Source organism: Streptomyces sp. NPDC001315, assembly GCF_042896175.1.
GTDB lineage: Bacteria > Actinomycetota > Actinomycetes > Streptomycetales > Streptomycetaceae > Streptomyces.
In genome coordinates, this window is the sequence record NZ_JBIAWZ010000006.1 from 289,711 (window position 1) to 312,982 (window position 23,272).

At 69.4% G+C, this 23,272-nt stretch carries 40 protein-coding genes; 33 read left to right on the plus strand and 7 right to left on the minus strand.

Going from position 1 to position 23,272, the window contains the following annotated elements:
* Positions 1 to 2 precede the first annotated feature (2 nt).
* From ACFY16_RS19960 to ACFY16_RS19970, 3 genes are all read right to left on the minus strand, one after another.
* Positions 3 to 1,046: an NUDIX domain-containing protein gene (locus ACFY16_RS19960; protein WP_390648447.1), complete on the minus strand. Its 1,044-nt coding sequence runs from the start codon at positions 1,044 to 1,046 to the stop codon at positions 3 to 5.
* Positions 1,043 to 2,416, minus strand: a complete 1,374-nt coding sequence (locus ACFY16_RS19965; protein WP_390648448.1) for an integrase — start codon at positions 2,414 to 2,416, stop codon at positions 1,043 to 1,045. The genes ACFY16_RS19960 and ACFY16_RS19965 overlap by 4 nt, the downstream gene beginning before the upstream one ends.
* 449 nt (positions 2,417 to 2,865) lie before the next feature.
* On the minus strand, positions 2,866 to 3,294 hold the full coding sequence (locus ACFY16_RS19970; RefSeq protein ID WP_390648449.1) for a helix-turn-helix domain-containing protein: 429 nt from the start codon (positions 3,292 to 3,294) through the stop codon (positions 2,866 to 2,868).
* A 175-nt stretch (positions 3,295 to 3,469) separates the two neighbouring features.
* Here ACFY16_RS19970 and ACFY16_RS19975 point away from each other — a divergent pair, with 175 nt between their 5' ends.
* The 33 genes from ACFY16_RS19975 (at position 3,470) to ACFY16_RS20135 (ending at position 21,598) form a co-directional block, all read left to right on the plus strand.
* The gene (locus ACFY16_RS19975; RefSeq protein ID WP_390648450.1) at positions 3,470 to 3,715 is read left to right on the plus strand and encodes a helix-turn-helix domain-containing protein; all 246 of its coding nucleotides are present in this window, start codon (positions 3,470 to 3,472) and stop codon (positions 3,713 to 3,715) included.
* Between the two features lie 3 nt (positions 3,716 to 3,718).
* Positions 3,719 to 4,018: a DNA-binding protein gene (locus ACFY16_RS19980; protein ID WP_390648451.1), complete on the plus strand. Its 300-nt coding sequence runs from the start codon at positions 3,719 to 3,721 to the stop codon at positions 4,016 to 4,018.
* A gap of 84 nt (positions 4,019 to 4,102) precedes the next feature.
* Positions 4,103 to 4,498: a hypothetical protein gene (locus ACFY16_RS19985; protein ID WP_390648452.1), complete on the plus strand. Its 396-nt coding sequence runs from the start codon at positions 4,103 to 4,105 to the stop codon at positions 4,496 to 4,498.
* Positions 4,495 to 4,893 (plus strand): hypothetical protein, encoded by a 399-nt coding sequence (locus ACFY16_RS19990; protein ID WP_390648453.1) that lies wholly within the window; start codon positions 4,495 to 4,497, stop codon positions 4,891 to 4,893. The genes ACFY16_RS19985 and ACFY16_RS19990 overlap by 4 nt, the downstream gene beginning before the upstream one ends.
* The gene (locus ACFY16_RS19995) at positions 4,890 to 5,237 is read left to right on the plus strand and encodes a hypothetical protein (protein WP_390648454.1); all 348 of its coding nucleotides are present in this window, start codon (positions 4,890 to 4,892) and stop codon (positions 5,235 to 5,237) included. The genes ACFY16_RS19990 and ACFY16_RS19995 overlap by 4 nt, the downstream gene beginning before the upstream one ends.
* Positions 5,238 to 5,245: 8 nt before the next feature.
* Positions 5,246 to 5,533 (plus strand): hypothetical protein, encoded by a 288-nt coding sequence (locus ACFY16_RS20000; RefSeq protein WP_390648455.1) that lies wholly within the window; start codon positions 5,246 to 5,248, stop codon positions 5,531 to 5,533.
* Positions 5,530 to 5,973 carry a hypothetical protein gene (locus tag ACFY16_RS20005; RefSeq protein WP_390648456.1) on the plus strand — a complete coding sequence of 148 codons (444 nt, stop codon included), beginning with the start codon at positions 5,530 to 5,532 and terminating at the stop codon, positions 5,971 to 5,973. Before ACFY16_RS20000 ends, ACFY16_RS20005 begins: the two co-directional genes overlap by 4 nt.
* The gene (locus ACFY16_RS20010; protein WP_390648457.1) at positions 5,970 to 6,362 is read left to right on the plus strand and encodes a hypothetical protein; all 393 of its coding nucleotides are present in this window, start codon (positions 5,970 to 5,972) and stop codon (positions 6,360 to 6,362) included. Before ACFY16_RS20005 ends, ACFY16_RS20010 begins: the two co-directional genes overlap by 4 nt.
* Positions 6,359 to 6,556: a hypothetical protein gene (locus ACFY16_RS20015; RefSeq protein WP_390648458.1), complete on the plus strand. Its 198-nt coding sequence runs from the start codon at positions 6,359 to 6,361 to the stop codon at positions 6,554 to 6,556. The genes ACFY16_RS20010 and ACFY16_RS20015 overlap by 4 nt, the downstream gene beginning before the upstream one ends.
* Positions 6,556 to 7,098, plus strand: coding sequence for a hypothetical protein (locus ACFY16_RS20020; protein ID WP_390648459.1), 543 nt, complete (start codon positions 6,556 to 6,558; stop codon positions 7,096 to 7,098). The genes ACFY16_RS20015 and ACFY16_RS20020 overlap by 1 nt, the downstream gene beginning before the upstream one ends.
* Complete coding sequence (locus tag ACFY16_RS20025; RefSeq protein ID WP_390648460.1) at positions 7,095 to 7,436, plus strand: hypothetical protein; 342 nt, start codon at positions 7,095 to 7,097, stop codon at positions 7,434 to 7,436. Before ACFY16_RS20020 ends, ACFY16_RS20025 begins: the two co-directional genes overlap by 4 nt.
* Entirely contained in the window at positions 7,433 to 8,239 is an 807-nt protein-coding gene (locus ACFY16_RS20030) for a hypothetical protein (RefSeq protein ID WP_390648461.1), read from the plus strand. Before ACFY16_RS20025 ends, ACFY16_RS20030 begins: the two co-directional genes overlap by 4 nt.
* A 72-nt stretch (positions 8,240 to 8,311) precedes the next feature.
* A complete protein-coding gene (locus ACFY16_RS20035; RefSeq protein WP_390648462.1) occupies positions 8,312 to 8,992 on the plus strand; it encodes a hypothetical protein in 681 nt (226 codons plus the stop codon).
* Between the two features lie 94 nt (positions 8,993 to 9,086).
* Positions 9,087 to 9,446, plus strand: a complete 360-nt coding sequence (locus ACFY16_RS20040) for a hypothetical protein (protein WP_390648463.1) — start codon at positions 9,087 to 9,089, stop codon at positions 9,444 to 9,446.
* A 2-nt stretch (positions 9,447 to 9,448) separates the two neighbouring features.
* Positions 9,449 to 10,264 (plus strand): DUF2303 family protein, encoded by an 816-nt coding sequence (locus tag ACFY16_RS20045; protein WP_390648464.1) that lies wholly within the window; start codon positions 9,449 to 9,451, stop codon positions 10,262 to 10,264.
* A gap of 102 nt (positions 10,265 to 10,366) precedes the next feature.
* Positions 10,367 to 12,886 (plus strand): phage/plasmid primase, P4 family, encoded by a 2,520-nt coding sequence (locus tag ACFY16_RS20050; protein WP_390648465.1) that lies wholly within the window; start codon positions 10,367 to 10,369, stop codon positions 12,884 to 12,886.
* Positions 12,883 to 13,158 (plus strand): hypothetical protein, encoded by a 276-nt coding sequence (locus ACFY16_RS20055; RefSeq protein WP_390648466.1) that lies wholly within the window; start codon positions 12,883 to 12,885, stop codon positions 13,156 to 13,158. The genes ACFY16_RS20050 and ACFY16_RS20055 overlap by 4 nt, the downstream gene beginning before the upstream one ends.
* Positions 13,155 to 13,499: a hypothetical protein gene (locus ACFY16_RS20060; protein WP_390648467.1), complete on the plus strand. Its 345-nt coding sequence runs from the start codon at positions 13,155 to 13,157 to the stop codon at positions 13,497 to 13,499. The genes ACFY16_RS20055 and ACFY16_RS20060 overlap by 4 nt, the downstream gene beginning before the upstream one ends.
* The gene (locus ACFY16_RS20065; protein ID WP_390648468.1) at positions 13,496 to 13,972 is read left to right on the plus strand and encodes a hypothetical protein; all 477 of its coding nucleotides are present in this window, start codon (positions 13,496 to 13,498) and stop codon (positions 13,970 to 13,972) included. Before ACFY16_RS20060 ends, ACFY16_RS20065 begins: the two co-directional genes overlap by 4 nt.
* The gene (locus ACFY16_RS20070; RefSeq protein ID WP_390648469.1) at positions 13,969 to 14,682 is read left to right on the plus strand and encodes a WhiB family transcriptional regulator; all 714 of its coding nucleotides are present in this window, start codon (positions 13,969 to 13,971) and stop codon (positions 14,680 to 14,682) included. The genes ACFY16_RS20065 and ACFY16_RS20070 overlap by 4 nt, the downstream gene beginning before the upstream one ends.
* Positions 14,679 to 14,930 (plus strand): transcription factor WhiB, encoded by a 252-nt coding sequence (locus ACFY16_RS20075; RefSeq protein WP_390648470.1) that lies wholly within the window; start codon positions 14,679 to 14,681, stop codon positions 14,928 to 14,930. Before ACFY16_RS20070 ends, ACFY16_RS20075 begins: the two co-directional genes overlap by 4 nt.
* A complete protein-coding gene (locus ACFY16_RS20080) occupies positions 14,930 to 16,672 on the plus strand; it encodes a DNA cytosine methyltransferase (protein WP_390648471.1) in 1,743 nt (580 codons plus the stop codon). Before ACFY16_RS20075 ends, ACFY16_RS20080 begins: the two co-directional genes overlap by 1 nt.
* A gap of 57 nt (positions 16,673 to 16,729) precedes the next feature.
* Positions 16,730 to 17,116 carry a hypothetical protein gene (locus ACFY16_RS20085; protein WP_390648472.1) on the plus strand — a complete coding sequence of 129 codons (387 nt, stop codon included), beginning with the start codon at positions 16,730 to 16,732 and terminating at the stop codon, positions 17,114 to 17,116.
* Positions 17,113 to 17,856, plus strand: coding sequence for a hypothetical protein (locus ACFY16_RS20090; protein WP_390648473.1), 744 nt, complete (start codon positions 17,113 to 17,115; stop codon positions 17,854 to 17,856). The genes ACFY16_RS20085 and ACFY16_RS20090 overlap by 4 nt, the downstream gene beginning before the upstream one ends.
* A gap of 77 nt (positions 17,857 to 17,933) precedes the next feature.
* Complete coding sequence (locus ACFY16_RS20095) at positions 17,934 to 19,154, plus strand: hypothetical protein (protein WP_390648474.1); 1,221 nt, start codon at positions 17,934 to 17,936, stop codon at positions 19,152 to 19,154.
* Positions 19,155 to 19,157: 3 nt separating this feature from the next.
* The gene (locus ACFY16_RS20100) at positions 19,158 to 19,331 is read left to right on the plus strand and encodes a hypothetical protein (protein WP_390648475.1); all 174 of its coding nucleotides are present in this window, start codon (positions 19,158 to 19,160) and stop codon (positions 19,329 to 19,331) included.
* On the plus strand, positions 19,328 to 19,594 hold the full coding sequence (locus tag ACFY16_RS20105; RefSeq protein WP_390648476.1) for a hypothetical protein: 267 nt from the start codon (positions 19,328 to 19,330) through the stop codon (positions 19,592 to 19,594). Before ACFY16_RS20100 ends, ACFY16_RS20105 begins: the two co-directional genes overlap by 4 nt.
* Entirely contained in the window at positions 19,591 to 19,842 is a 252-nt protein-coding gene (locus ACFY16_RS20110) for a hypothetical protein (RefSeq protein WP_390648477.1), read from the plus strand. The genes ACFY16_RS20105 and ACFY16_RS20110 overlap by 4 nt, the downstream gene beginning before the upstream one ends.
* A gap of 57 nt (positions 19,843 to 19,899) precedes the next feature.
* A complete protein-coding gene (locus ACFY16_RS20115; RefSeq protein WP_390648478.1) occupies positions 19,900 to 20,112 on the plus strand; it encodes a hypothetical protein in 213 nt (70 codons plus the stop codon).
* Positions 20,109 to 20,456 carry a hypothetical protein gene (locus tag ACFY16_RS20120; protein WP_390648479.1) on the plus strand — a complete coding sequence of 116 codons (348 nt, stop codon included), beginning with the start codon at positions 20,109 to 20,111 and terminating at the stop codon, positions 20,454 to 20,456. The genes ACFY16_RS20115 and ACFY16_RS20120 overlap by 4 nt, the downstream gene beginning before the upstream one ends.
* A complete protein-coding gene (locus tag ACFY16_RS20125; protein ID WP_390648480.1) occupies positions 20,453 to 20,623 on the plus strand; it encodes a hypothetical protein in 171 nt (56 codons plus the stop codon). Before ACFY16_RS20120 ends, ACFY16_RS20125 begins: the two co-directional genes overlap by 4 nt.
* A complete protein-coding gene (locus tag ACFY16_RS20130) occupies positions 20,620 to 21,021 on the plus strand; it encodes a hypothetical protein (RefSeq protein WP_390648481.1) in 402 nt (133 codons plus the stop codon). The genes ACFY16_RS20125 and ACFY16_RS20130 overlap by 4 nt, the downstream gene beginning before the upstream one ends.
* Entirely contained in the window at positions 21,014 to 21,598 is a 585-nt protein-coding gene (locus tag ACFY16_RS20135; protein ID WP_390648482.1) for a DUF6221 family protein, read from the plus strand. Before ACFY16_RS20130 ends, ACFY16_RS20135 begins: the two co-directional genes overlap by 8 nt.
* Positions 21,599 to 21,726: 128 nt before the next feature.
* Here ACFY16_RS20135 and ACFY16_RS20140 read toward each other — a convergent pair whose 3' ends face one another.
* The 4 genes from ACFY16_RS20140 to ACFY16_RS20155 all read right to left on the minus strand — a co-directional run bounded on the left by ACFY16_RS20140 (position 21,727) and on the right by ACFY16_RS20155 (position 23,173).
* Positions 21,727 to 22,077, minus strand: coding sequence for a hypothetical protein (locus ACFY16_RS20140; RefSeq protein WP_390648483.1), 351 nt, complete (start codon positions 22,075 to 22,077; stop codon positions 21,727 to 21,729).
* Between the two features lie 94 nt (positions 22,078 to 22,171).
* A complete protein-coding gene (locus ACFY16_RS20145; RefSeq protein ID WP_390648484.1) occupies positions 22,172 to 22,417 on the minus strand; it encodes a helix-turn-helix domain-containing protein in 246 nt (81 codons plus the stop codon).
* Complete coding sequence (locus tag ACFY16_RS20150; RefSeq protein WP_390648485.1) at positions 22,414 to 22,881, minus strand: DUF6221 family protein; 468 nt, start codon at positions 22,879 to 22,881, stop codon at positions 22,414 to 22,416. Before ACFY16_RS20150 ends, ACFY16_RS20145 begins: the two co-directional genes overlap by 4 nt.
* Positions 22,874 to 23,173, minus strand: a complete 300-nt coding sequence (locus ACFY16_RS20155; protein WP_390648486.1) for a helix-turn-helix domain-containing protein — start codon at positions 23,171 to 23,173, stop codon at positions 22,874 to 22,876. The genes ACFY16_RS20150 and ACFY16_RS20155 overlap by 8 nt, the downstream gene beginning before the upstream one ends.
* Between the last annotated feature and the right edge of the window lie 99 nt (positions 23,174 to 23,272).

A 23,272-nucleotide genomic window follows, 5' to 3' on the forward strand; every position in this document is an offset into this window, starting at 1 on the left:
TGTCAGCCGCCTACCGGTGTGCCCGCCTCCAGATACAGCGCCGCCCCGCGTTCCTTCGCCCGCAGAGCCCAGCGCAGACGTTCGTAGCGGACGGGCGGAAGCAGGTCGGCGGCCTCCTGTTCGGTGACGAAGCGCCACTCGCGCAGTTCGGGTCCGGGCAGCAGCAGCCCGGCGGTCCGCGCGGAGTCGAGGCGTCCGCCGTCGAAGAGGAGCCGCAGGCCGCCGAAACCGGGCGGTACGGGCCGCTCCCAGTCGACGACGAGCATGCGCGGTATGTCGTCGAGGCGTATCCCGGTCTCCTCCGCCACCTCGCGCATGCCCGCCTGCGCGGGGGCCTCGCCGGGTTCGACGACACCGCCGGGAAACTCCCAGCCGGCCTTGTAGGTCGGGTCGACGAGCAGCACCCGGTCCTGCTCGTCGAAGAGCAGCACCCCGGCGGCGACCGTCTCGGCCGTCGGCTCCGGGGTCTGCACGATGTCGCAGGTGGCCACGGCACCGCTGCCGACGGCCTCGGCGATACGGACGGCCGTCTCGTACGGGGTGAGAGCGCTGGTGTCGACGGGGTGCGCGTCGGCGGTCAGCCAGGAGGCGAGGGCGGTGCGGTACGGCTCGATGTGGTCGTACGACCACTGGCGTACCCGCATTTCCCCGTCAGGCAGGTCGGGCGGGATCTCCCGCCCGGCTATCCGCTCGCGCAGGATCGTTTCCGCCGGGGCGAGAAGTACATGGCGCACGGCGATCCGACGGGCGGCGAGGCCACCGAAGATCTCGTCGCGGTACTCCTGGCGCAGCAGGGTCATCGGCACCACCAGGGTGCCGCCCAGCTCGGCGAGCATCGCGGCCGTGGTGTCGATCACGAGCCGTCGCCAGATCGGCAGGTCCTGGAAGTCGCCGACCTCGGCGAGGTGTTTGGGCGGCAGCAGGTGCGTGAGTGCCGCGCCGATGACCTCGGGGTCGAAGAGCGTGCTGTTCGGGATCAGTTCGATCAGTTCCCGTGCGGTGGTGGTCTTCCCCGCACCGAACGCACCGTTGATCCAGACGATCATTCATACTCCAGAACAGGAAGGCCGCTGAACAGCGGCGGAGCCGCTTTCACAAGGTCATCTGGGAGAGGGATGGGAAAAACAGGAGTCCACAACCCGGCACCCACTACTTCCTTCTCCCACACGCCCTGGAGGTACTCCACGATCCGCTCCTCCATCGCGACCGTTACCTCGCTGTACACCCCCTCCACCCCAGGCAGCTCATGCCCCAATCGACCCTCAACCGCCACACGCGGGATATCCCCCGCCTCATCCAGCTTCGCCTTGTGCCAATGCCGCAGGCGGTAGATGTCCTCCCCCGCCATCTCAGGAACGGCCGGCATCGCAGGCCGCGCCCATCGCGCGTACCGCGGCCCTGAGTTCCGCTCCTTCGCGCCGTCGCGGATGGGATACCAGTAGTCGCGGTCGAAGTCCGTCCCCAGCAGCGGCTTGCCCATCACGGACAGGAACGCCCACGGCTTGTCGTGAGAGGCGAGCAGCGCCCCATGCATCTCATGGAGGAACGGCGGCATCACCAGTGTCCTCCAGCTGTCGTACTTCGGCGCCGCCAGGACCGGCTTCTGATCCGCCACGTAGGTCTGGTACTGGACCCGCATCGCGTGCAGCGCCTCATACCGCTGCATCGCTTCCTCGCGCAGCTCCTCATCCGGTTCGGACTGCGGCCAGTACGGAGAGCAGTAGCCCCTCTGCAGGCCGAACATCTCCCCAGGCGGACGGGCCCCGGTGAAGGCGATGGTCCAGATGTACGTCCAGCCCGTGAACCCCCACACCGTGTGCGCGTTCACGGCCACCTGGTGCACGGCCTCGATAGGAAGCCGCTTCTTGACCCGCCGCGTCTGCCGCTTCTTGTACAGACCCCGGCGCCGCTGCTCGACGATCGGGCTCTCCTCGCGGAGCTTGTACTTCACCACGGCGTCGTCCATCAACATCTTGAACAGGCCGAGGACGTTCTTGCTGTAGTTGTGCGAGTACTTCCCCGTCACGTACCTGCGGAAGGCGTCGTAGTCGACGGGAGTGATCTCCTCCACCGTCCACTGCGCCCAGTACGGCTTGATCACCGAGTTGAGGCGAGACTTGTTGGTGCGGTTCGAGTTGACCCGCAGCCCCGCTTCCTCGAACCACCGGTCGACGTAGTCGACCATGCCCAACGGGGCATCAGGCTTACGCCGGTTCCGCTTGTTGCGGACATCGGACTCACGGTCCAGACCGTAGGTGTACGCCTCGCCCTCGTCGGCGAAGGGGACACCAGGCTCGGGGCCTGATGCAGATTCGTAGCGCTTCTTCTTCGTCGGCTTACCGTCGGCGTCGAGCTTGTATTCGCCACTCCACCACTTGACGCGGATCGAGTTGCCCCGGACTTCAACGTAGGGCATGTAGTCATCCCCCCAGATGATCGGTGAGTTGGTGCGGGGGCGCCGGCGGGTACCCCTACCGCCGACTCCTCCTCAGGCTGCTTCACCTACTACAACGATGCCCGTCCAACCGGGCAACCGCGGCAGGTTCTGCAGTCCCGGCCCTGGCCCTTCATGAACCGCCTCACGCGTGCCTGAATACGCGCTTCTGTAGCGGCCCTTGGGGTCAGGACACACACCATTTCGCCGTTTACCTGGGTCGGGTATCCGAGGAATTCGGACTGCGGCCCAAGATCAAGAGTGATGACATGACTCACCGGTCCACCTCTTGTCGCCTGTGGAACCTCCCTGGGTGGATCGTTAGCGTTACATGCCGAACGTTTGGACGGGAGGGGGTTACTGAGGTTTCGTCAGTACCGGAAGGTCACAATCAGATTACGGCGAAAAGGTTGTACGGCGATCGCTGCTGATCAGTCCCCGTTACCAACCTCCCCCGCCCTTCGCAAAACCTCCACAAGTTCGTCCACGAAGGCGTCCGCCTCACCGATCGGCGCGCTCGGCATCGTCGAGCGAACCGCCTCATAAGCCGCCTTCCGCACCGCCTCCGCACTCAGTCGCCCAGTCGGCGCGGGCGTGAGCGCAGGAGAAGCATCGTCGGCGGCATCAACAAGCACAGGCTCGCCGCCCTCGGCAATCGCGACGCAACTGCCGACCGCCCAGCCGAGCGCACGGTCGATCCCCGCGTACGACACCTCGCGGGCCGGCCTGCCCTCCTCGACGCGCTGCCAGGTGTCCTTGGTGACGCCCGCCACGTCGGCCGCAGCCTTGCGCGACGGATACAGCTGCAGGCGATGCGCTTTGACGCGCCGCCCGAGCCGGTCGAGATCACGAGTAGCCATGTCGACATGGTGCCAGGACCCGCCAGTTCCCAACAGTTCCACCGAGGTAAACGGCCGGTTTTTGTTGAGGTAGGGCTAACTAAGACGATCTTGTTCCGACGTCTCTAGGCGAACTCGCGCGAACTAAAGCGAACCAGTACTAGACATGAGGACGAACTAAGGCTAACTTCGAAGCATGCACCAACCCCAGACCTTCGTGGTCGACGGGGACGCGATCCGCGAGGAACGCATGCAAGCGGGGCTCACACGAACCGAGCTGGCCAGACAAGCGGGAATCACCCGCCGCTACCTCTGCCACCTCGAAAGAGGCACCCGCAAGCGTCCGAGCCCCCCGGTCTACATCGCACTCCGCCAGGCCTTGAAAGCGACCGACGCACGTCTCCTCGCCCCACCGAGGCCGAATCCCCCGGAAAGGAACTAACCCGTGCTCACCAAGTCCCAGCGGTACGGAACTCCCGTCCCCCCTGCCGACCCGGACCAGGAGTACATGAACGCCCAGGAAACGGCCTACGTCCTGCGCTGCAGCCTCACCTGGCTGCGTCGGCTTCTGGCCGACCAACCCGAGCTCTGCGGCCGCAACGGCAGCCGCGGCCGGATCGTGACGGACCGCGAGCAGCGGGCCGCGATCCACAAGGCCCGCAGCGCCGGCGACCCGCGCACGGGTCGGACCATGCCGCGCCAGCGCCGCCGGACCGCCTCGCGGCCGGCCCGCGCCGCCGCCTGAGCAAACGAAGCGGGGCCGCCCGGACGGCCAGGTCCGAGACAGCCCCTCGCAACCCACTGAAGCAAGAAGCAAGGAGTGGATCACGTGAGCAACAACCCTACCGGCCTTCCCGGCGCAAGCGTCCTCGTGATGACGCTGCCGAAGGCCCCCCTGCCGTCGCCCCTGGCGATGATCCGCGACAACCGCGACGCCGTGCAGGTCCTCATCGACCGCACCGGGCTGCCGGCGCCGACCGTGGTGCCGACGCCGGACTACGTGCACGTGATGCTCGCGGACATCGACGACATGGCGCCGTGGCTGGCTGAGTTGGACGGCCGGGTGACGATCGACTCCACGCCGGGGATGCGGACGTGGACGCTGCACACGGAGCTCGCGGCGACGCGGCGCCGGGGTGCGGTACGTATCGAGGTCCACGCGCTCGCGGTGCAGGGGCAGGACGTCCTGCCGTCCCTGCGTGATGCGGCAGGGGTGGCGGCGTGAGCGCCCCGGTGTCGAGCGACCCGCTGGTCGTGAACACGCAGGACGGATCCTGCTGGCGGCAGTTCGGGGTGAACCCGAAGGGTCGCGGGCTGTACGGGCTGGCCGACGTCAAGGGCCCGGTGCCGGAGCTGGTGCTGTGGACGCTGCGGGAGTTGGCGGACGGGCACGGCGGGTTGTCGTCGATGGTGATGGACGCGCTGCCGATGCCGGTGGGCCCGGAGCCGAAGGCTCTCCGGGAGGACGCTGCTGAGGATGCGGTGCGCCGGTCGGTGGATGCCCGCTTCCCCAAGGTCGCCGAGTTCCTGCGTGAGGCGGTGGACGGCGAGCACTACGCGTCGACGCATCACGACTACCGCGTGGGCCGGGACCAGCCCGAGACGGGCGGTGCCCGATGAAGAAGACGATCCGTGAGAACTACCGCGTCGAGATCACCCCGGACCCGTGGCGTAGTGGGCGGAGCCACGAGCAGATGCGTGGCCTGCTGGCCGATCTGGAGAAGGCGGTACGGCGGCACGTCGACGGCGTCGGCGACATGGTGCAGCGCTGGGACACCCGCGAGGAGTGCTCGCACTGCGGTTACGCCTGGGAGGTGCTGACCGCCAGGGAGGCGGCGGACCCGCGTAACCAGCAGGACGAGCACAGCGTCGAGGGCGAGCCGGTCTGCTGCGAGAAGGCGATCGCCGAGTTCCGCGCTGAGCGTGGCATCCCGGCGCTGGCTGAGACGGGCGGTGCCAAGTGACCGGGCACGTGACGTCCCCGCAGGAGTGGGCGCAGATGGCCTCCCTCGCCATCGGGATGTACGGGGCGGCGTCGGCCGTCTGGTTCCTCACCGTCGACGCCGACCTCGCCGACTTCGACCCGCGGCCGGCCGTGTCGCGGGTGGTGGAGTCCGGGGCCGCCGATCGGCTGCTGGTGGCGGTGGCCAACGCGAAGTGGGACGTCTGCGCGTTCGTCCTTTCCTCCCTGCGTGATGCCGCGCTGACCGCGGCCGCGCTCCTCGCTCTTCTCCTTCCCGCCCACGGAGGCACCCGATGAACGACAACCGCAGCGTGCGCGGTCCGATGCACATCGACGCCACGCCCCTGATGGTCACCGCGGACGTCGAGCCCCTCGTTCACGCGAACGTGGGTGAGCTCCTCGACCTGCTCTGCTCCGACGAGTTCTTCCAGGACTTCATGGAGATCGCCGACCCCGCCGAGAACGGCGGGCAGCCCGCCGACCGGTACGCGTTCGAGCAGCTGCAGGCCCGCCTCGTCGAGCGCATGTCGACCCGGGTGTCGCTGACCGGGCCGGAGGCGATGCGGGTCGCTGGGCGGATGGCGAAGTTGGCGAAGCCGCTGGCGGACCGGTCGGCGCAGACGGCGGCGGTGGTGATGCGGGGCGCGTCGCTGATCAAGCACCCGTCGCACGCGTCGACACGCCGTCACCTCGCGGCCAACCCGCTGCCGGAGCAGGACGGGAGGCGCACCGCATGAGCGCCCGCACCGTCATTGAGCACGCGCTCCGCAGCTACTACGCGGACAGCGTCGACCCGCAGCGCGTCGCCGCGCAGGTGCTCGCGAACTACGACGCCGAGCGCGACGAGGAGAAGGCCACCGCTGCGGCGGCGACGGCCACTCCCGACTTCTTCCAGCCCGGCCACACCTACGCAGCCCGCGCCGGCTGGCCCGGTGGCCGCGAGCGCTTCCGCTTCCTCTGCGAGTCCGTCACCACGGACCCGGAGACCGGAAAGCCTCGCGCGATCGGCCAGCACGGCAGGCGTGGTACCGCCGACGGCGAGTGGATCTGGACGCCGAACCCCCGCACATACGACGACTGGCGCAGTGGCGCCTGGACCGACATCACCAGCGAGGTGACCGCATGAGCGCCCGCCGTACCGCCTCCGCCATCCACACCCTCACCGTCCTCGCCCTCGCACTCGCCGCGACCTGGACAACCAGCCTCCTCTACCTCCCCCCGGCACTCAGGCAGCCCGTCGCCATCGCGGTCGGTGTGACCGCCGCGTTCCTGGCGCTCCTGCTGCCCTGCCCCTGCCACCGAAAGGACCGCTCCCGTTGATGTTCGTCACCCGCCGCCGCTACCGCGAAGAACTCGCCGCCGCGAACGCCGAGGCCAACCGGCAGCGCGAGCGCGCTGAGAAAGCCATCGCCGACCAGGCCACCGCCGCGTTCAACCGAGAGCAGGTCGTCCGACAGTTCGCCGAGGCTGACAAGCAGCTCACCGCGGCCCGCAAGCAGATCGCCGACCCCGACGTCCACCGCAAGGCCCTCGCCATCGCGCTCGGCGCCGGCCCCGACCGGACGTGGGAGCAGCTCCTCGACGACACGGCCCGCCTCACCAAGACCGCAGCCCAGCGGGCGGCCGAGATCGCCGGACTGAACACGCATCTCGCCCGGGCCCGCGCGGACGTGGTCGCCCTGTCCGGGGAACTGGCCGATGGGCGGGAGGCCCGCCGCCCGATTGACGGCGGCAGCAGCAAGCCCCGCACCGAGTCGGACGAGTTGCGCCAGGCCAAGGCGCACGCGAGCGCTCTGGCGGCGCAGCTCGCCACGATCACCACCGCGAACCTGGCCTGCACGTGTGGTGGGGGGAAGAAGTGATTCCCGAGATCACCATCGGCGCCGCCTCCGTGATGGGCGCCCTCGTTCTGGCCGTGGCGACCATCCGCTGGGCCATCACCCCGCCCGCGGCCGCCGGACGACACCGCGCCCGCAGATGCACGGTCCTCGAGGACGCGTCCCTCGACGAACTCCTCGGTTCCTGGCCGCAGCCGGCGCATGGCGCCGCGGTTGTGCAGGCGTGGCGGGACTGCCCCACCTGCGAGCACGCCACCCCCGGAGTCGTCACGGAGACAGGCGTCTGGTGGTGCGGCGAATGCCTCACCGCGCACGACCACACACCCGTCCACACCACCACCACGGGGGAGGTTCTCGCATGATCGCCACCGGGAACGACGAGTTCAGCCAGGTCCTCGCCGAACGCATCGGCCAGTTCATCATCGACGCGGACAAGAACTCCGACCGCACCATGCAGAAGGCCATCGGCCCGTCCGAGGTCGGGGAGCCGTGCGAGCGGCAACTCGCCTACAAGATCCACGACTGGCCCGAATCCAACGACGCACGCGACCCGATCGCCGCGATCATCGGCACCGGATTCCATCTCTGGATCGGCGAGAAGTTCGAGGCCCGCAACACCGCGCTCGGCGGTCAGCCCTCCCGCTACAAGGTCGAAACCCGCGTCACCGTCCGCGACAGCCCCATCGAGACCGCCCGCCTCACCGGAAGCGCGGACCTGTACGACCGGCTGATCCGCGCCAACCTCGACTGGAAACTCGTCGGGACGTCCAGCCACGACAAGTACCGCAGGCAAGGCCCCGGGGAGAAGTACAGGGTGCAGGCCCACCTCTACGGGCTCGGCCAGGAGAACGCCGGCGAACACGTCGACCGCGTCGTCATCGTCTTCATCGCTCGGTATCACGAGCTGAAGGTCCACGTCTGGTCCGAGCCGTACGACCGGACCATCGCCGAGACCGCGCTCGCCCGACTGGACCGCATCCGCGACCGTGTGCTCGAGCTCGACCCGGAATCCCACCCCGAACGGTGGGCCGAGTTCCCCACCCCGGACAAGCCCAACTGCCGCTTCTGCGCCTACCTCAACCCGGGCAGCAGCGATCTCTCCCAGGGATGCCCCGGAGTGCAGTCCTCGAACGCGGGCGCCTCCCTTCAGGCACTCATCGCCTGACACCCCATAGACCCGCCGCTCAACCGCAGTCGGCGTGAACCACCAAGCAACCAAGCAGAAAGCAGTCAGCAGATGACCACTCCGCAGCAGCAGGACCCGACCGCCGACCAGTTCCTCATGGGTGGTGGTGGAGCTCCCACCGCCAAGTTCCCGTCGATCGGCGCATCCATCAGCGGCCGGATCACGGAGAAGCCCGTCGTCGAGCAGCAGCGCGACATCAAGGACGGATCGCTCAAGTTCTGGAAGGACGGCGGCAAGATGATGCAGCTCGTCGTCACCGTCCAGACCGACCAGCGTGACCCGTCCATTGAAGAGGACGACGGCCGCCGCCGGATCTTCGTCAAGGGCGCGATGAAGAACTCAATCGCCGACGCGGTCCGCGCCGTCGGTGCCCGCGGACTCGAGGTCGGCGGCATCCTCACCGTCACCTACACCCACGACGGGCAGAAGACCAACCCGGCGTTCGACCCGCCGAAGCAGTACTCGGCGCAGTACATCGCCGCAGCCGTCGCGGAACTCAACACCCCGGACCCGACGCCCCAGCAGCAGTACATGCCGCAGGCTCCGGCACCGCAGCAGTACGCGCAGCCGGCCCCGGCCCCGGTGCCGCAGATCCCGGGCCTCACCGCGGAGCAGATCCAGGCGGCCATGGCGAACCCGGCGACCGCGGCGCTCCTCCAGCAGCAGCAGGCCGCGGCCGCCGCGGGCCACGCGCCGGCGCCCGCGGCTCCGGCTGACGTCCCGCAGTTCTAACCGGCCGCAACCCACCAGCACCGCCCGCGGCCACTCGCACTTCCCCCCTGGGGGTGGCCGCGGGCGGGCCAACCGACCAAGACAGGAACAGCACATGAGCAGCACCGAGGCGCAGCCCGCGGAGTTCGCCGCGTTCTTCGTCCAGCACTCCCGCGGCGAAGCCCACGAGCAGACCAGCGAGGAGTTCCACCAGCTCCTCGCCGCCGTCAACGAGCACGGCAAGAAGGGGACGCTCACCATCACCGTCACCGTGGAACCGCCGAAGGGCGGCATGGACGGGGCACCCGTCGCGATCTCCATCGACAGCGCCCTCAAGGCCCCCAAGGCCTCCGCCCCTCCGTCCATCTACTTCGTCGACGAGCAGGGCAACGCCACCCGCAACGACCCGAGGCAGACGTCCGCCTTCGACGTCCGCGACCTGCCCACCACCAAGACCGAGATCAAGGACATCTGACCGTGACCAACACCGACACCAACGTCCAGGCCGTCGCCGCCCTCGCACAGCAGGCCGTCGCCCCCAAGGACGTCGAACCCGGCGGGATCTACCTCGTCGCCACCGCCGACGGTGGCGTCCAGACCATCGACCTCACCAGCTCCCGCTACACCGGCCACCTCGACCGCAAGACCGGCACCACCACCGTCCGCGACGCCGCCTCGTTCCTCACCTACTACGCCAAGCACCACGACGACGCCAGCGAGGTCTACTCCGACGTCGAGGCCCTGACCGTCACCGCTGTCCTCAACGCCCACTCCGCCGACGAGCCCGACTTCGGCGACCACCGCCTCGTCCTCGGCCTGCGCCGCACCAAGGCCTGGACCGAATGGCTCGCCCTCGACGGGAAGCTCGTCGACCAGGACCGGTTCGCGAACTTCCTCGAGGACCAACTCCCCTACCTGGAGACCCCGGACGCGGCGACCATGCTCGAGATCGCCCAGTCCATCAAGGCGACCACGAAGGCCGAGTTCCAGAGCAGCAGCCGACTCCAGTCCGGAGAGCGGAAGTTCGCCTTCGTCGAGGACACCAAGGCCTCGGCCGGGGCAAAGGGCGATCTCGCCATCCCCGAGACGTTCATCATCGCCGTCCCCCCGTTCGAGGGCGCGGGCGCCTACCGGATGACGGCCCGCTTCAAGTACCGGCTCGGCGGCGGACAGCTCGCCCTCGGCTTCAAGCTCGAGCAGCCCGAGGAACGAGCGCGCGCCGCGTTCGCCGACGTCCTCAACGCGATCGCGGAGGGCATCGACACACCGATCCTCAACGGCACCCCCGCGTAGCACACCTGCCCGTCTCGGTACCCACGCCGGCGGCCCTGGTGCAACGCCAGGGCACGGGCCTCCACCCCAGCTTCACCGCAGGTCCCAGAACAAGGAGCGACATTGGAAGCCACCACGGACACCCTCGCCGCAGCACTCGAGTTGCACGCGGCTGGCTGCTCCGTCGTCGCAGTCCGCGCCGACGGAAGCAAGCGCCCCCAGGGGTCCTGGCAGGCCCTCCAGACCGAACGCGCCACCAAGGAGCAGCTGCACGCCTGGCTCGCAAACGGACACCCCGGGATCGGCATCATCTGCGGCGCCGTCTCCGGGAACCTCGAGATGCTCGAGCTCGAAGGCCGCGCCGTCGACGAGGGCGTCCTCAACCAGCTCGCAGAAATCTTCCTCGGATCCGGGCTCGGAGAGCTGTGGCAGCGCCTCGCCACCGGGTGGCTCGAGCGCAGCCCGAGCGGCGGCCTCCACTTCCACTACAGAGTCGACGAGACCCCCGTCCCGGGCAACACGAAGCTGGCCTCGCGTCTCGCGTTCGAGCACGAGCTCACCGACGCCGAGCGGGAGCTGAAGGCCAAGCACCCGAACAAGAAGATCGTCCGCCCGCTCATCGAAACCCGCGGCGAAGGCGGCTTCGTCGTCACCGCGCCCAGCCACGGCCCCGTCCACTCGAGCGGCAAGCCCTACGAGCTGCTCTCCGGCGGCCCGGACACCATGCCCATCCTCACCGCGGAAGAGCACCAGGCCCTGCACGCGATCTGCCGCATGGTCGACGCGATCCCCGTAGACGAACCCATGCAGCCGGCCGCCCGCGCCGACCCCACCCCCCTCGACGACGCGGACGCGTTCCTCATGGGCGGCGCCAGCGACTTCCCCGAGGGCGGAATCAGCCCCCTCGACGACTACGAGGCCAAGACCTCGTGGGCAGACATCCTCACCCCGCACGGGTGGAAGCTCATGTTCGTCTCCGGGCAGACCCACTACTGGCAGCGCCCCGGGAAAGACGGGCGCGAGCCCTCGGCCACCACGGGCCGGGCGATGGACCGCGACCGCCTGTACGTGTTCACCACCAGCACCGAGTTCACGCCCGAGACCCCCTACACCAAGGCCGGGGCATACGCGCTCCTCAACCACGGCGGCAACCACTCCGCAGCTGCGAGCGCCCTACGCAGGCAGGGCTACGGAGCCCCCGCGCCGGAACCCGTGCGCCACCTCACCGCCGTCCCCAACCCGGCCCCGCTTGTGGACGGAACCGCCGCCCTCAACATCGCCCAACACCCCACCGCGCAGCAGGACAACGGGCCCGAGACGTACACCCGCACCGACGACGGGAACGCACTGCGCCTCGTCGACCTCCACGAGGACGAGATCCGCTACGTCCCCCAGCGCGGCCGCTGGCTCCACTGGAACGGGCACCGCTGGGAATGGGACGAAGCCGGGCACGTCCGTGAGATGTGCCGCGCCATCGCCCGCGCCCTGCCCAACGGAGAAGGCGAAGCCAAGCACCGCGCCCGCAGCCTCTCCACCGCGGGCATGGCAGCGATGGTCACCATGGCCCAGACCGACCCGCGGATCGTCGCCCACGCGGCCGAGCTCGACGCGCACCGCATGCTCCTCAACACCCCGGCCGGCGCCGTCGACCTCACCGACGGATCCGTCATCGCTCCCGACCCCGCGCAGATGCACACCCGATCCACCAGCGTCGCCCCCAATGCCGAGGCTCCGACCCCGCGGTGGGACCGCTTCCTCGAGCAGACCTTCGGCGGAGACGAAGAACTCCTGCGCTACGTCCAGCGCATGGCCGGATACTCCGCAAGCGGCAGCGTGAAATGGCACGTCCTGCCCTTCCTCCACGGGCCCGGCGGCAACGGCAAAGGCGTCTTCCTCAACGTCCTGCGCAACCTCCTCGGCGACTACGCGGCCACCGCACCGAACGCCTTCCTCATGGCCGGCGGACAACGCCACGAGACCGAGATCGCACGCCTGCACGGGCTGCGCCTCGTCATCGCATCCGAGGTCAACCAGGACGCGAAGTTCGACGAGGCCAAGGTCAAGGAACTCACCGGAGGCGACGGACTCACCGCGCGCTTCATGCGACAGGACCACTTCACGTTCGAGCCCACGCACAAGCTGTGGCTGATGGGCAACCACCAGCCCCGCGTCTCCGCGGGCGGCCAGTCGTTCTGGCGGCGCCTGCGCCTCATGCCCTTCACCCGCACCCCGGATGAGGTCATCGAAGACCTCGACCTCCTCCTCATCTCCGAGGAAGGCCCCGGGATCCTCGCATGGGTCGTCGCCGGAGCAGTCGACGTGTTCCGCGACGGGCTGCGCGACCCGGACTCCGTGAAGGCCGCGACCGCGCAGTACGCGGCCGAGGAAGACGCGCTCGCACGGTTCCTCGAGGAGGCGTGCACGGTCGGCGGCGGCGCCCAGGTCCGCACCGTGACCGAGGTGTTCCGCAGCGCCTACGAGAAGTGGTGCCGCGGCGAGGGTGAAGAGCCGATGCCGAGCCGCCAGTTGGGCCGGGAGTTGAAGGACCGCTTCAACATCATCCGCAAGGGATCGAACGGGACGTACTCGTACATCAACGTCGCGCTGATCGCGCCTGCTGATGATCGGTGGGACGACCAATGACCAAGATCAAAGTGCCGTTGCAGTTCCATCAAAGTGCCGTTGAAAGTGCCGTTAAAAACACTCGTCTTCGCAGGTCAGGCAACGTCAGTTCCATCAGTGCCGTTGAAATCCAACTTCCAGCTCCACACGCGCACACGCACACGCGCTTTGACGCTCATATGCAGGAAACGGCACTGACGGAACTGCACCCCATCAATAGCGCGCTGACCTGCAAGTTCGTCAGTTTCATCAACGGCACTGCAACGGAACTGCCCATGCGAGGCACGCGATGACAGACGCCACACGCCCCGCATGGCTCACCGAGCTCATCAACGAACGCAGCGACCACGCGAAGCCAGGCACCTGCACCCGCTGCCACGCACCCGTCCTCCGTGCTCGAGCCGGTCGCATCGCAGCCCTCGACGTGGTTGCCGACCCGCAACCGCTCGACGCGGTCGAGGAACTCCTCGCCCGCCTCGAAGGCCGCCTCACCTGGCACCTCGTCACCAACCGCTTCGGCACCCAACGCATCACCTGGCGAGACCAATTCCACATCCGCGCCGGACCCGCGAAACACCCCGTCATCGGCGACCACCACTGCCCACCACACCCCACGCAAGGAGTGCTCCTGTGACCACACCCGCCCGCGTCTTCACCCTGGCCCTCCCGCCAGGGCTGAAGCTCCTCAACGCAAATCAGCGCATCCACCACCGAGTCCGCGCGGAACTCACCAGCGCCATCCGGGGCGCCGCGCAGGCCGCCTGCTCGGAGAACGAGCACATGCGAGCAGCGCTCGCCGCGGCCAACCCCGGCGTTGTCCTGCAGAAGGCGTACATCCTCGGCGTGCTGAACCCGGGGAGCCGCCGCCGGCTCGACCCCGCGAACTTCTACCCGTCCTTCAAAGCCTTCGTGGACGGGCTCGTTGACGCCGGAGTCCTCGAGGACGACGACCACACCCGCGTCATCGGACCCGACATGCGCCTCGGCCCCGTCATCAAGGGCGGGCGCCTCGTCCTCATCGTCCAAGAACTCACCACGGAACAGCACGAAGCGTTCCAGATCAGCACAGAGCAGTGGACGCAGCCCCTCACGGCGGTGACCGCATGAGCCACTATCAAGGCTCCGTCCCCGAGACTCTCCGCCCCATCGACTGGCGTGCAACCGCAGCATGCGTGGGCGCTGGCGAGGACATGTTCCCGGGCGGCGACGAGAGTGAGATCGAGCGCGCCAAGAGGTACTGCCGAGCCTGCCCGGTGACCGCAGCCTGCCTCGAGCAGGCCCTCGACAACCGCGAACCGCATGGCGTCTGGGGCGGCACCACCGACGCCGAACGCCGAAGCATCCTCCGACGCCGCGGCACCCGACTGCCCGTCCCAGAGGAGGAGCAGACCCCAGAGCGCACCCTCGAAGGCGTCTGGGCACAGCGCGTCGTCCCGCTCGACGACGGCCACCTCGGCTGGAGCGGCTCCATCCCCGTCTCCATCGGCGGCAAGTACTACACCCCCACACAGCTCGGCTTCCGCATCGACCGCAACCGACCGCCAGTCGGAAAGATCAAGCGAACCTGCGACGTCGTGGGCTGTGTCCTCCCGGCGCACATCGCGGACCAAGAGGAGCGAGACCAGAAGCGGGCCGCAGCCGCGCCTCCCGCCATCGTGTACGCCGCGAACGGGCGCGCCCTCGCCCCATGCGGCACCCGCTCCGCCTACCAGCGGCACGTGAACCGCGGCGAGCCCATCGACGCAGCGTGCCGACAGGCAAACACGGACGCGAGCGGCCAGTGGCGTCAGACCGACACCACCAAGGAGCTCGTATGACCAGCCCGTGGACCGCAGGCCTCCAAATCCGCGGCCTCGACGACACCCCGATCGCCGACTTCCTCTGCGGCCACTGCGGCGCCCACAAACGCGTCACCGGGCGCATCGAGGTCGCCAAGTTCACCGCAACGAACCCCGCTGTGGATCACGCGACGCGCTGCAACCCGAGCGCCGAAAGCCACCCCGAACCGCCAGCCGCCACCGCATCCGCCGCCCGCCACGCCGCCACCGAGAAAGCAGCCGCCTGATGTCCCGCCCGTCCAAGAAGCTGCCCCGTACCGCCACGCACCGGCCGGCCACCAGGCGCCGCAGGTTCCGCCACGACACGCTGACCGCGGTCGACCTGTTCACCGGGTTCGGTGGCTTCACCCTCGCCGCCGAGATCGCCGGGTTCACCGCAATCTCGTGCGCCAACCACAACCCCTACAAGATCGAGGTCCACGAGGCGAACCACCCCCACGCCGAGCACTGGATCGCCGACCTCGTCGACCCCGAGGCAGCCGACTACCACTCCGCCCGCGACCTCCCCGCCGCCGATCTGCTGCTCGCAGGCGTGAGCTGCGTCAACCACAGCCAGGCCAACACGATCAAGGCCTACGAGCAGGGCAGCACCCTGTTCGACCTGGAGGACCCCGACTACGAGGCACGGGTGACCCGCTCCGAGCGCGACCGGGCCACCGCGAACTGCGTCCTCCACTACGCGGCGGCACACCACCCCCGCCTGATCCTCGTCGAATGCACCACTCAGCTCACTTCATGGGGGCCAGCGCTTCCGAACAAGCCGAAGGTCGGCGACGGCAGCACATACCGGTGGTGGCTCAAGCAGTTCGACCTCCTCGGCTACGACCACAAGGTGCTGTACCTGAACTCGCAGTTCTTCGGCGTGCCGCAGTCACGGGACCGGGGCTTCTGGGCGTTCTGGAAGAAGTCCCTGCCTGCCCCCGACCTGGAGCACCGGCCGGTGTCGCGCTGCCACCACTGCGACAAGGACGTCGAGGCCGTGTGGACCTGGAAGACCGGGATCCCGGACACCGGGTTGGTGACCTACGGCAAGCAGTACAACTACCGGTGCCCCAGCTGCCGCCGCGAGGTCATCCCGCCGATGACTCCGTCGCTCGCCGCACTCGACCTCAGCGACCTCGGCATCCGCATCGGTGACAAGCCGATCAAGACCTTCGCGGACGGCTTCGTGGGGCCGCTCGCCCGCTCGTCGATGGCCCGTGCGGAGCGCTGCCGCCAGAGGTTCGCCGAGTTCCCCGCGGTGCTCATGCCGGCGAAGGGCGTGCACGGTTCGGAGCGGCTTCTGCTGCAGCCGATGGCGACGCAGACCAGCCGGCAGGAGACCGCGATCCTGTCGACCGGCCCGGTCGTCGAGCCGCTGTGGACCCAGCCCGCAGGCCAGACCATGGCGCCGGCCGCGCTCGCGGTGGCCAACTATCAGGGCGCACCGCGCAGTGCGCACGAGCCGCTGCCCACCCAGGTCGGCTCGGAGACCCTCGCGGTGGTGTCCTCTGGTGTCATCCCGTACCGGAAGAACACGGTGCCCACGGTGCACGGCGAGGCGATGCCGACGTTCACCTCGGAGCAGATCCCGGGGCTGCTGACGGCCGCCGGGTGGTACAAGCAGAACGGAACCAGCCCCAACCACGGGACCGCGCCTCACCCGGTCACGGACCCGCTCGGGACCCTCACCGCCACCGACACGACCGCGCTGCTCATGGCCCAGTGGCGGGCCACGCTCGCCGAACTGCCGCTCGAAGACTGCTTCTACCGAATGATGGCCGCGCACGAGATCGGCCGCGGCTGCGGCTTCGACGTCCCCTTCCTCGACCACAAGGGCACCTTCAAGGTCTGGGGCAGCAACCGCAACCAGGTCGACGGATTCGGCAACGCCGTATCCCCGCAGGTCGGCGCCTGGATCGGCGCCCGCCTCCGAGCCGTCATCCACACCCACCAGGACCGCGGCCCCGAGCTCGCCGCAGCCGCGTAACGGCCCCGGCACCACCCACACCCAACCCGAACCACCCCAACCCGCCAGGAGCAGACCATGACCGACCAGCCCAACCACCTCGAAGCCGCCGCCCGCCGAGCACTCCAAGCCCTCGGCGATCTCATCCTCGACAGCTCAGACCCCGGCGTCGAAGCCCTCGGCGCACAGTACGAACTCCGGCAAGCGCTGCTCGGCACGACCCCGGAGATCCCGACCGAGCGCGTCTGGAAGATCGAAGTTCGGCGGGCCAGCGGCGTGTGGACGACGTGGCTCGGAGCCACCGTCGACGGAGACGACGCCCGTGCCGACTACGAGGAGACCGTCGCCCAGTACGGCGAGAAGCGCCCGCACCGCCTTGTCTGCGCGGTCACCACTCACGTCATCGAGGCTCAGCACCAGCCCGAGCCCGAGGACGCCGCCGCCAACGACAAGGCCGACCAGTGAACGCGCCGACCGTCGTGGCCCACGGCTACACGCTCCGCGACCTTGACCGCCTCGCCGCATCCGCCTGCACCTACGACCGGTCGATGGCCTCCGACGCCACCACCCGCTACAACGTCGCCTGGTCCGCGATCGCCGAAGCCCTGTGCGCGGCCACCGAACCGCCCGAGTGGCACGACCTGTTCACCATCGGCTGGCGCGCCATCTACGCCGAAGTCCGCGAGATGCGGCACCTGTACGGCCACCGCGACAAGGACGGCACCAACGAGGTTGCCTCCTCGCAGCGGTTCCGCCAGTACTGGACGCTGCCCCCGGAGCGGCCCGAGGAGGGCATCGCGGAGCGCATGGCCGTGCCACAGGTGCTGGCTGTGCTGACGGAGACGGAGCGTGCTGCGGTCGTGGCGCTCGCCGTACACGGCGACTATCAGGCCGCCGCGGACGCGCTCGGCCTGAAGTACTCGGCGTTCACCGTCCGCATGAGCAGCGCTCGTAAGAGGTTCCGTGCCCACTGGTACGCCCCTGAGACGGCCCCGCCGATCAAGGGCACCGACCGCCGTATCGGATCCCGCACACAGGAGCTGTCGAAGTTCTGCCGCGGCGGCAAGGGTCCGCACGAGATGACGCCGGAGAACACCTACCGCCGGCCGAACCCGAAGCCCGGGAAGCGCGGCGAACGCGTGTGCCGGGCCTGTGAAGCCGAGCGCAGCAAGGCTCGCTGGGCTGAGAAGCAAGCCGCCGCGTGACCACCCGACGCGGGACCGGCTGCCCCTGTCGCAATCAGGGGCAGCCAGCCCGCTCACCTCACCACGGAAGGACCACCATGACCAACACCCCTGACCCGCAGGCCCTCCGCTACCGTCAGCGCCCCATCGAGTGCGACGCGATCCAATGGACCGGCAGCAACGCCGACGCCCTGCGCGCGTTCGCCGGGCCCGACTTCGACACCATCGACCCTGAGGACCGCATCGACGACCCGGACCAGGACGCGCAGCTCCTCGTCGAGGCCAGCCACTGGGTGGGCATCCGGCCCACGGACTGGGTGCTGAAGTTCGAGGGCTACTTCGTGGCCAAGCGCGATGAGACGTTCCGCGCCGTGTGGGAGCCCGTGCCTGCCGCCGAGACCACCAACCGGGCCGCGCTGCGAGAGCAGATCGCCGAGACCCTCGCCCGCGCCGACGGCTGGGAGTACGGGCCCGGTCTCGGGCTGCGCGACATGGCCCCGTCCACGGTCGAGCACTACGACAAGCTCGCCGACGCGGTGCTGGCCGTGCTGCCCGCGGCCGCCGACCGGGCCGCGATCCTGCGGGAGGCCGCCGACGCGGTGATGCGGCTGGACTACATGGAGCTGCGCGCCGACTTCGAGTACGACAGCCAGCGCGACGCCTGGGATGGCGGCACCATCGACGCTGCCGCGCTGCTGCGCCGCATGGCCGACGATGCGCCCGCCCCGAGCCGTGTGGCCGCCGAGGAACAGCCCGAGACGCAGGCCGTCGACCGCCCGTCATGCACGTGCCAGTACATCGCCGAGTCGTGGATCAAGATGGATCACGCCTCCGACTGCCCGGTCCGGCCTGTGACGCCGATGGACCCGGTGCACATCCTCGGTATCGGGGCCACGACGGAGCGGCCTGTTGTTGGGGAGCAGCCCGACACCCACACGCACGCCACCGCCGACACCACCATCCGGGCCGCCGAACTCGACGACACCGCCCGCCTCCTGTATGCGGCCGGCAACCCGGACGGCGCTGAGATCCTGCAACGGCGGGCGGAACTGATCCGCGCCGTCGGGAAGCCGCGGCCCGAGGTTCCCCGCCGTGGCGACCCGGTGGAGGCGTGGCTGAAGACCCAGCGGGACCGGTACGACCGCGACGGCGAGAGCAGCGAGTTCTGGCACGAGTTCGACGCCGCACTGGACCTGTACCGGCTGCACGCCGGCACCGGCACCCCGCTGACGCAGCACGTGTGCGAGGGCCAAGCGGTCGGGGACTGCGAGTGCCTGGAGCAGCCCGCCGCCGTGTCCCAGCCCGGCAAGGAGGCCTGACCCATGGCCACGAGTAGCGGCGGCTTCACCGGGATCAGCCTGGCGGGCCAATGGGAGTGCGGCAACTGCGGAGCGTCCGGCGATGGCTGGTACGACGAGGACGACGGCCTCGTCCTGCACGACGAGGACGGACAGCCCTTCGCACCCGGCGAGCACGTGTGCGGGGACCCGTCGTGATCGGGGAGGCGGTGGACACGCTGCGCGCCCTCGGCTGGGCGCTCGCCGTGTGGATCGTCCTGCTCGCGCTGACGGGCGCGCTCGCCCTGCATGCGGTGGTGGTGGTCGTCGCGTGGGCACCACTGGCCGCACGGGAGGCCCTCAGCGCCGCTCTCGCAGCCTCACGGGCCCTCAGGGCACTCCCGGAGGTTCGCGCCGCTCTCAGCGCCGCACACGCCCGCACGCGCCCCTCGTGGGCACAGGCCGAACAGGAAGCCGCATGACTCACACCCGAGTTCACGTCTACGTCGAGTTCGCCAACCCCTACCTCGTCTGCGACCTCTGTCGACAGCCCGTACCCCGCTGGCACAACAACGACAAGTGCGGCTGCGACGAGGAGTGCTGGAACGACCCGTGCAGCCACAACGCCGGGATCACCAGCGTCTGCCCGTCCTGGAACCCGGTCGACAGCTGCTGCTGCCAGGAAGCCCTCGGCACGGTCGACCACGGCCCAGCACCCACACCCGCCTGACCCCGTCCCTTCGGCCGCCCCGCACCCCGGGGCGGCCCCCACCACCAGGAGCAACACATGACCAACATCCACGCCATCCTCGTCGGGCTCCTCTCCGTGGCCCACACCCCCGAACAGGCAGACCACGCGGCGCGAACGGTTCTGGACCAGCACGCCCACGAACTCGCCGAACAGATCCGCAACTCGGAACAGCTCCGCGACGCAACCGACGACCACATGAGCGACTGCCTCATGGCCGCCGACCTCATCGACCCGAAGGCGCAGCGATGACCCGCACCCTGCACTACGCCCACGCCTGCACCACCGGCGCCCTCATCCTCACCGCCGGCGCCTGCTACACCGCCATCGACCACCCGTGGCTGGCCGGGTCCGGCCTGTACACCGCCTGCTTCCTCGCCTGGTGCGCCGGCAGGTTGCGGGCCGACCACCGCCGCACCGTCGCCGAGTGCGAGTGGGCCAGACGCCGCGCGCTCGGCGAGGTGCCACCGCCGCTCACCCCGTGCTGCCGACTCAGCGAACACGCCAACGGCACTGTCCACGACCACCGGTGCACGGACCCGTTCCACGGGATCGTCGCCCAGCTGCACGCCGAACCCGAAGAGCACACGTCGTGACGGGGCCGAGCAGCGGACCCCGCGGTGAGCACGCGCCCGCCCCGGGCGTCACCTGGCAGACCGAACTCGTCCGCACCGAGCAGCTGGTGAACGACGACGCACCCGACCCCCAGCCGAACCGCGCCACCCGACGCGCCCTCAAACGCGCAGCACGGAGGAACCGATGACCAGCGACAACGCCCCGATCCTTAACAAACCCCGTGAAGAAATCACGGACGGAATTAAGGCTCCCGACCAGCGCCAGCCCGCCACCGAGATCGACCTGCGCCGCCAACTCGCCACCGCCACCTACGCGCTCGAACATTCCGAGGCCGCGCTCGCCCGCATGCGCGCCCGGGCCGAGACCGCCAACGCCCGCCTGGAACGCGTACAGGCCCTCACCGCCGAGCACCCCGTGACCATCGACACCGCACTCATCTCGGAAGCACTCGACATACCGCCCGCCCCGGCAGCGACCCAAGCGACCGAGGCCCGGAAATCCCGGTGCGACTGCCCACCCACGAATGCCGGACTGGAACTCTGCCCCGCCTGCCCCGGCCGCATCAAGGAGCAGCACGGTGCCTGACCTGCACGGCTGGATCACCCAACAGATCGACGCCACCGAGACCACCGCACGCAAAGCCGCAGCCCTGTGCGGCTGCCACCCGCCCGCCCCGTCCTGGTCCTTCCGCGACGGAGACGAGCCGACGGACGGGCGGATCCTCATCGTCAACGACCCGCACCCCACCCTGAAGCGGAAGATCGGCCGACGCTGGAACAGCTCCTACGAGGGCCTGTTCATGGCCGAACACATCGTCCGCCACGACCCGGACGCCGTCCTCCGCCGCTGCGAAGCCGACCGCCGCATCCTCGCCCGCCACACCCTCGACCCCGACGCCATCTGGTACGAGGCCCCCATGTGCAAGGGCTGCGGCACCTACGGCTACGACGACACCCCCAACGTCGACAACCTCAACGACTGCCCCGAGCTGCTCGACCTCGGCCACGCACACGGCCTCACACCAGAGATCCTCGCCACGCTGGACCGGCCGCAGGAAGGCGAACGCCCCGAGCCCCGCGCCTTCCGCATCGGACCGCCCGCGAGGCCGACGTCCAGCGTCCCGCCTGCGTTGCGCGGCCCCAACTGGCCCGGCCCGACCTGACTGCTGTGGCATCCTGGCCGTGGCAGTGCGGTCCCCTGGGGCCGACCGATCGGCTGCCACAGTGCCGGCCTCATGACCCGGCGCAATCGTCGTCCGCCCGCCCTCGCTGATGGGGGCGGGCGGTCGTGCTACCAGTCGTAGCTCACCGACTTCAGCAAGATGTCCTGCCCCGGGAACATGACCTTCAGCCGGCGCTCCAAGCGCGTCTCCATATCCCGGGCAGCGTCCGAAGCTGCGGCATCGCCCGACCCCAGCAGGTGCGCGACGAACAGCAACGCGCGTGCTTCCCCGAACGTCAGCAGCGGCAGCAAGTCGCCGCGCTCGTCGAGCAGCTCCGACAGTTCCTCGTCTACCGGTTCCATGCCGTGCCAACGCTGGGCCATCCGCAACGGCACGGAGGTGGTGGGCATGTCACCCGCTCGGCGCACCGTGCTGTCGGTGCCGGCGCGTACGATTCGTGTGCGGGTTGTGGTTTCCATGCTGCTGGACCACCGGCCCGTGTGCTGAAGTCTTCTTGATCAGCAAAACGCCCCGCCGGACCAGGATGCCGGCGGGGCGCTGCTGTGTGCGGGGCTAGTCGCTGGCCACCGCTTGGCGCGCGGCGAACGCAGCCTCTCCCTCGATGCGGTACCGGCTCACCGTCTGCTGCGACATGCCCAGCTCGGCGGCAACCTCCCGTGTAGTGAGGCCCTGCTCAACGGCGATATAGATCCGAATCTTGAAGAGGGTTTCCGCGTGTTGCGCTGCTTCGTAGGTGAGCCGCAGGTCCGCTTGCAGGGCTGCACGCACCTCTGGTGACCACTCGGCCTTCCGCGTCACGGCCGCCACTCCTCGCGGTAGCCGGGTCGGTCGGCGTAGATCGCGGCGAAACAGAGGACGCAGGATTGGAGAGCGCCCGCCACCTGCACCCGCGTCTCACGCTCCTCCTCGCTGATGCCGAGGACGGCAGCTTCCCCGCACGCGAACTCGTACCGGGCAACGATGCCCCGCTTCGCTTCGGTCTCCTGCAGCACCCGAGCCGGATCGTGCGCCGCGATGAACGCCGCGTCCTTCATCCCCTGCATGTTGCTCGCCGGGCCTGTCGATGCGACGGCGCCCGTGAACGGGTGCGGCCCGCCGTAGCCCACGAACTCCTCGCCCTGGCGCAGGTCGTACTTCTCGAACGCATCGGGCCCGAGCCACTGCTTGCCCGGGTTGTGCCACCACGGGCCGGGCGTGGCTGCACGTGCCTGCTCCTCCTCAGCGTCGAGGATCGCGCCGAGCCACCGCAGCAGATCATCCATCGCCAGCCTCCTCCGCGCGCGGCCGGTCCTTGCCCGATCCCTTGTAGCCGCGCAGCAGATCTTGAACGGTGCTCGGCTTGACACCCAGACGCTTAGCGATCCCCCGGACCGACTCCCCCTCGGCCTTCATCTGGTGAGCCAACTCGGCCCGCTCCGCCGTCCACTTGGCCGCTCGCTCCCTGGTCGCTGCCGTGATCTGGACTTGAGCACGCGACCGCGCCTCCGGGTCCGCGATGCGCTCCACGTCGTCAAGGGCGTCGAACACTCGCTGCACCTCCTCGTCGTCTGCCATGCCCGCACCTTCCTGATTCAGGCGGGCTATTTCCCCGAGGGCGTATGGTGACCGCACAACATGGGGTATGGTCACCATACAGCCCCGGGTGAACACCCG

Excerpts from the sequence above, each read along its gene's own strand:
- ACFY16_RS19960 (WP_390648447.1), bottom strand. The coding sequence starts at position 1,046 with ATGATCGTCTGGATCAACGGTGCGTTCGGTGCGGGGAAGACCACCACC.
- ACFY16_RS19965 (WP_390648448.1), bottom strand. The coding sequence starts at position 2,416 with ATGCCCTACGTTGAAGTCCGGGGCAACTCGATCCGCGTCAAGTGGTGG.
- ACFY16_RS19970 (WP_390648449.1), bottom strand. The coding sequence starts at position 3,294 with ATGGCTACTCGTGATCTCGACCGGCTCGGGCGGCGCGTCAAAGCGCAT.
- ACFY16_RS19975 (WP_390648450.1), top strand. The coding sequence starts at position 3,470 with ATGCACCAACCCCAGACCTTCGTGGTCGACGGGGACGCGATCCGCGAG.
- ACFY16_RS19995 (WP_390648454.1), top strand. The coding sequence starts at position 4,890 with ATGAAGAAGACGATCCGTGAGAACTACCGCGTCGAGATCACCCCGGAC.
- ACFY16_RS20005 (WP_390648456.1), top strand. The coding sequence starts at position 5,530 with ATGAACGACAACCGCAGCGTGCGCGGTCCGATGCACATCGACGCCACG.
- ACFY16_RS20010 (WP_390648457.1), top strand. The coding sequence starts at position 5,970 with ATGAGCGCCCGCACCGTCATTGAGCACGCGCTCCGCAGCTACTACGCG.
- ACFY16_RS20015 (WP_390648458.1), top strand. The coding sequence starts at position 6,359 with ATGAGCGCCCGCCGTACCGCCTCCGCCATCCACACCCTCACCGTCCTC.
- ACFY16_RS20020 (WP_390648459.1), top strand. The coding sequence starts at position 6,556 with ATGTTCGTCACCCGCCGCCGCTACCGCGAAGAACTCGCCGCCGCGAAC.
- ACFY16_RS20030 (WP_390648461.1), top strand. The coding sequence starts at position 7,433 with ATGATCGCCACCGGGAACGACGAGTTCAGCCAGGTCCTCGCCGAACGC.
- ACFY16_RS20035 (WP_390648462.1), top strand. The coding sequence starts at position 8,312 with ATGACCACTCCGCAGCAGCAGGACCCGACCGCCGACCAGTTCCTCATG.
- ACFY16_RS20040 (WP_390648463.1), top strand. The coding sequence starts at position 9,087 with ATGAGCAGCACCGAGGCGCAGCCCGCGGAGTTCGCCGCGTTCTTCGTC.
- ACFY16_RS20055 (WP_390648466.1), top strand. The coding sequence starts at position 12,883 with ATGACCAAGATCAAAGTGCCGTTGCAGTTCCATCAAAGTGCCGTTGAA.
- ACFY16_RS20060 (WP_390648467.1), top strand. The coding sequence starts at position 13,155 with ATGACAGACGCCACACGCCCCGCATGGCTCACCGAGCTCATCAACGAA.
- ACFY16_RS20070 (WP_390648469.1), top strand. The coding sequence starts at position 13,969 with ATGAGCCACTATCAAGGCTCCGTCCCCGAGACTCTCCGCCCCATCGAC.
- ACFY16_RS20075 (WP_390648470.1), top strand. The coding sequence starts at position 14,679 with ATGACCAGCCCGTGGACCGCAGGCCTCCAAATCCGCGGCCTCGACGAC.
- ACFY16_RS20080 (WP_390648471.1), top strand. The coding sequence starts at position 14,930 with ATGTCCCGCCCGTCCAAGAAGCTGCCCCGTACCGCCACGCACCGGCCG.
- ACFY16_RS20085 (WP_390648472.1), top strand. The coding sequence starts at position 16,730 with ATGACCGACCAGCCCAACCACCTCGAAGCCGCCGCCCGCCGAGCACTC.
- ACFY16_RS20095 (WP_390648474.1), top strand. The coding sequence starts at position 17,934 with ATGACCAACACCCCTGACCCGCAGGCCCTCCGCTACCGTCAGCGCCCC.
- ACFY16_RS20100 (WP_390648475.1), top strand. The coding sequence starts at position 19,158 with ATGGCCACGAGTAGCGGCGGCTTCACCGGGATCAGCCTGGCGGGCCAA.
- ACFY16_RS20110 (WP_390648477.1), top strand. The coding sequence starts at position 19,591 with ATGACTCACACCCGAGTTCACGTCTACGTCGAGTTCGCCAACCCCTAC.
- ACFY16_RS20115 (WP_390648478.1), top strand. The coding sequence starts at position 19,900 with ATGACCAACATCCACGCCATCCTCGTCGGGCTCCTCTCCGTGGCCCAC.
- ACFY16_RS20120 (WP_390648479.1), top strand. The coding sequence starts at position 20,109 with ATGACCCGCACCCTGCACTACGCCCACGCCTGCACCACCGGCGCCCTC.
- ACFY16_RS20130 (WP_390648481.1), top strand. The coding sequence starts at position 20,620 with ATGACCAGCGACAACGCCCCGATCCTTAACAAACCCCGTGAAGAAATC.
- ACFY16_RS20140 (WP_390648483.1), bottom strand. The coding sequence starts at position 22,077 with ATGGAAACCACAACCCGCACACGAATCGTACGCGCCGGCACCGACAGC.
- ACFY16_RS20150 (WP_390648485.1), bottom strand. The coding sequence starts at position 22,881 with ATGGATGATCTGCTGCGGTGGCTCGGCGCGATCCTCGACGCTGAGGAG.
- ACFY16_RS20155 (WP_390648486.1), bottom strand. The coding sequence starts at position 23,173 with ATGGCAGACGACGAGGAGGTGCAGCGAGTGTTCGACGCCCTTGACGAC.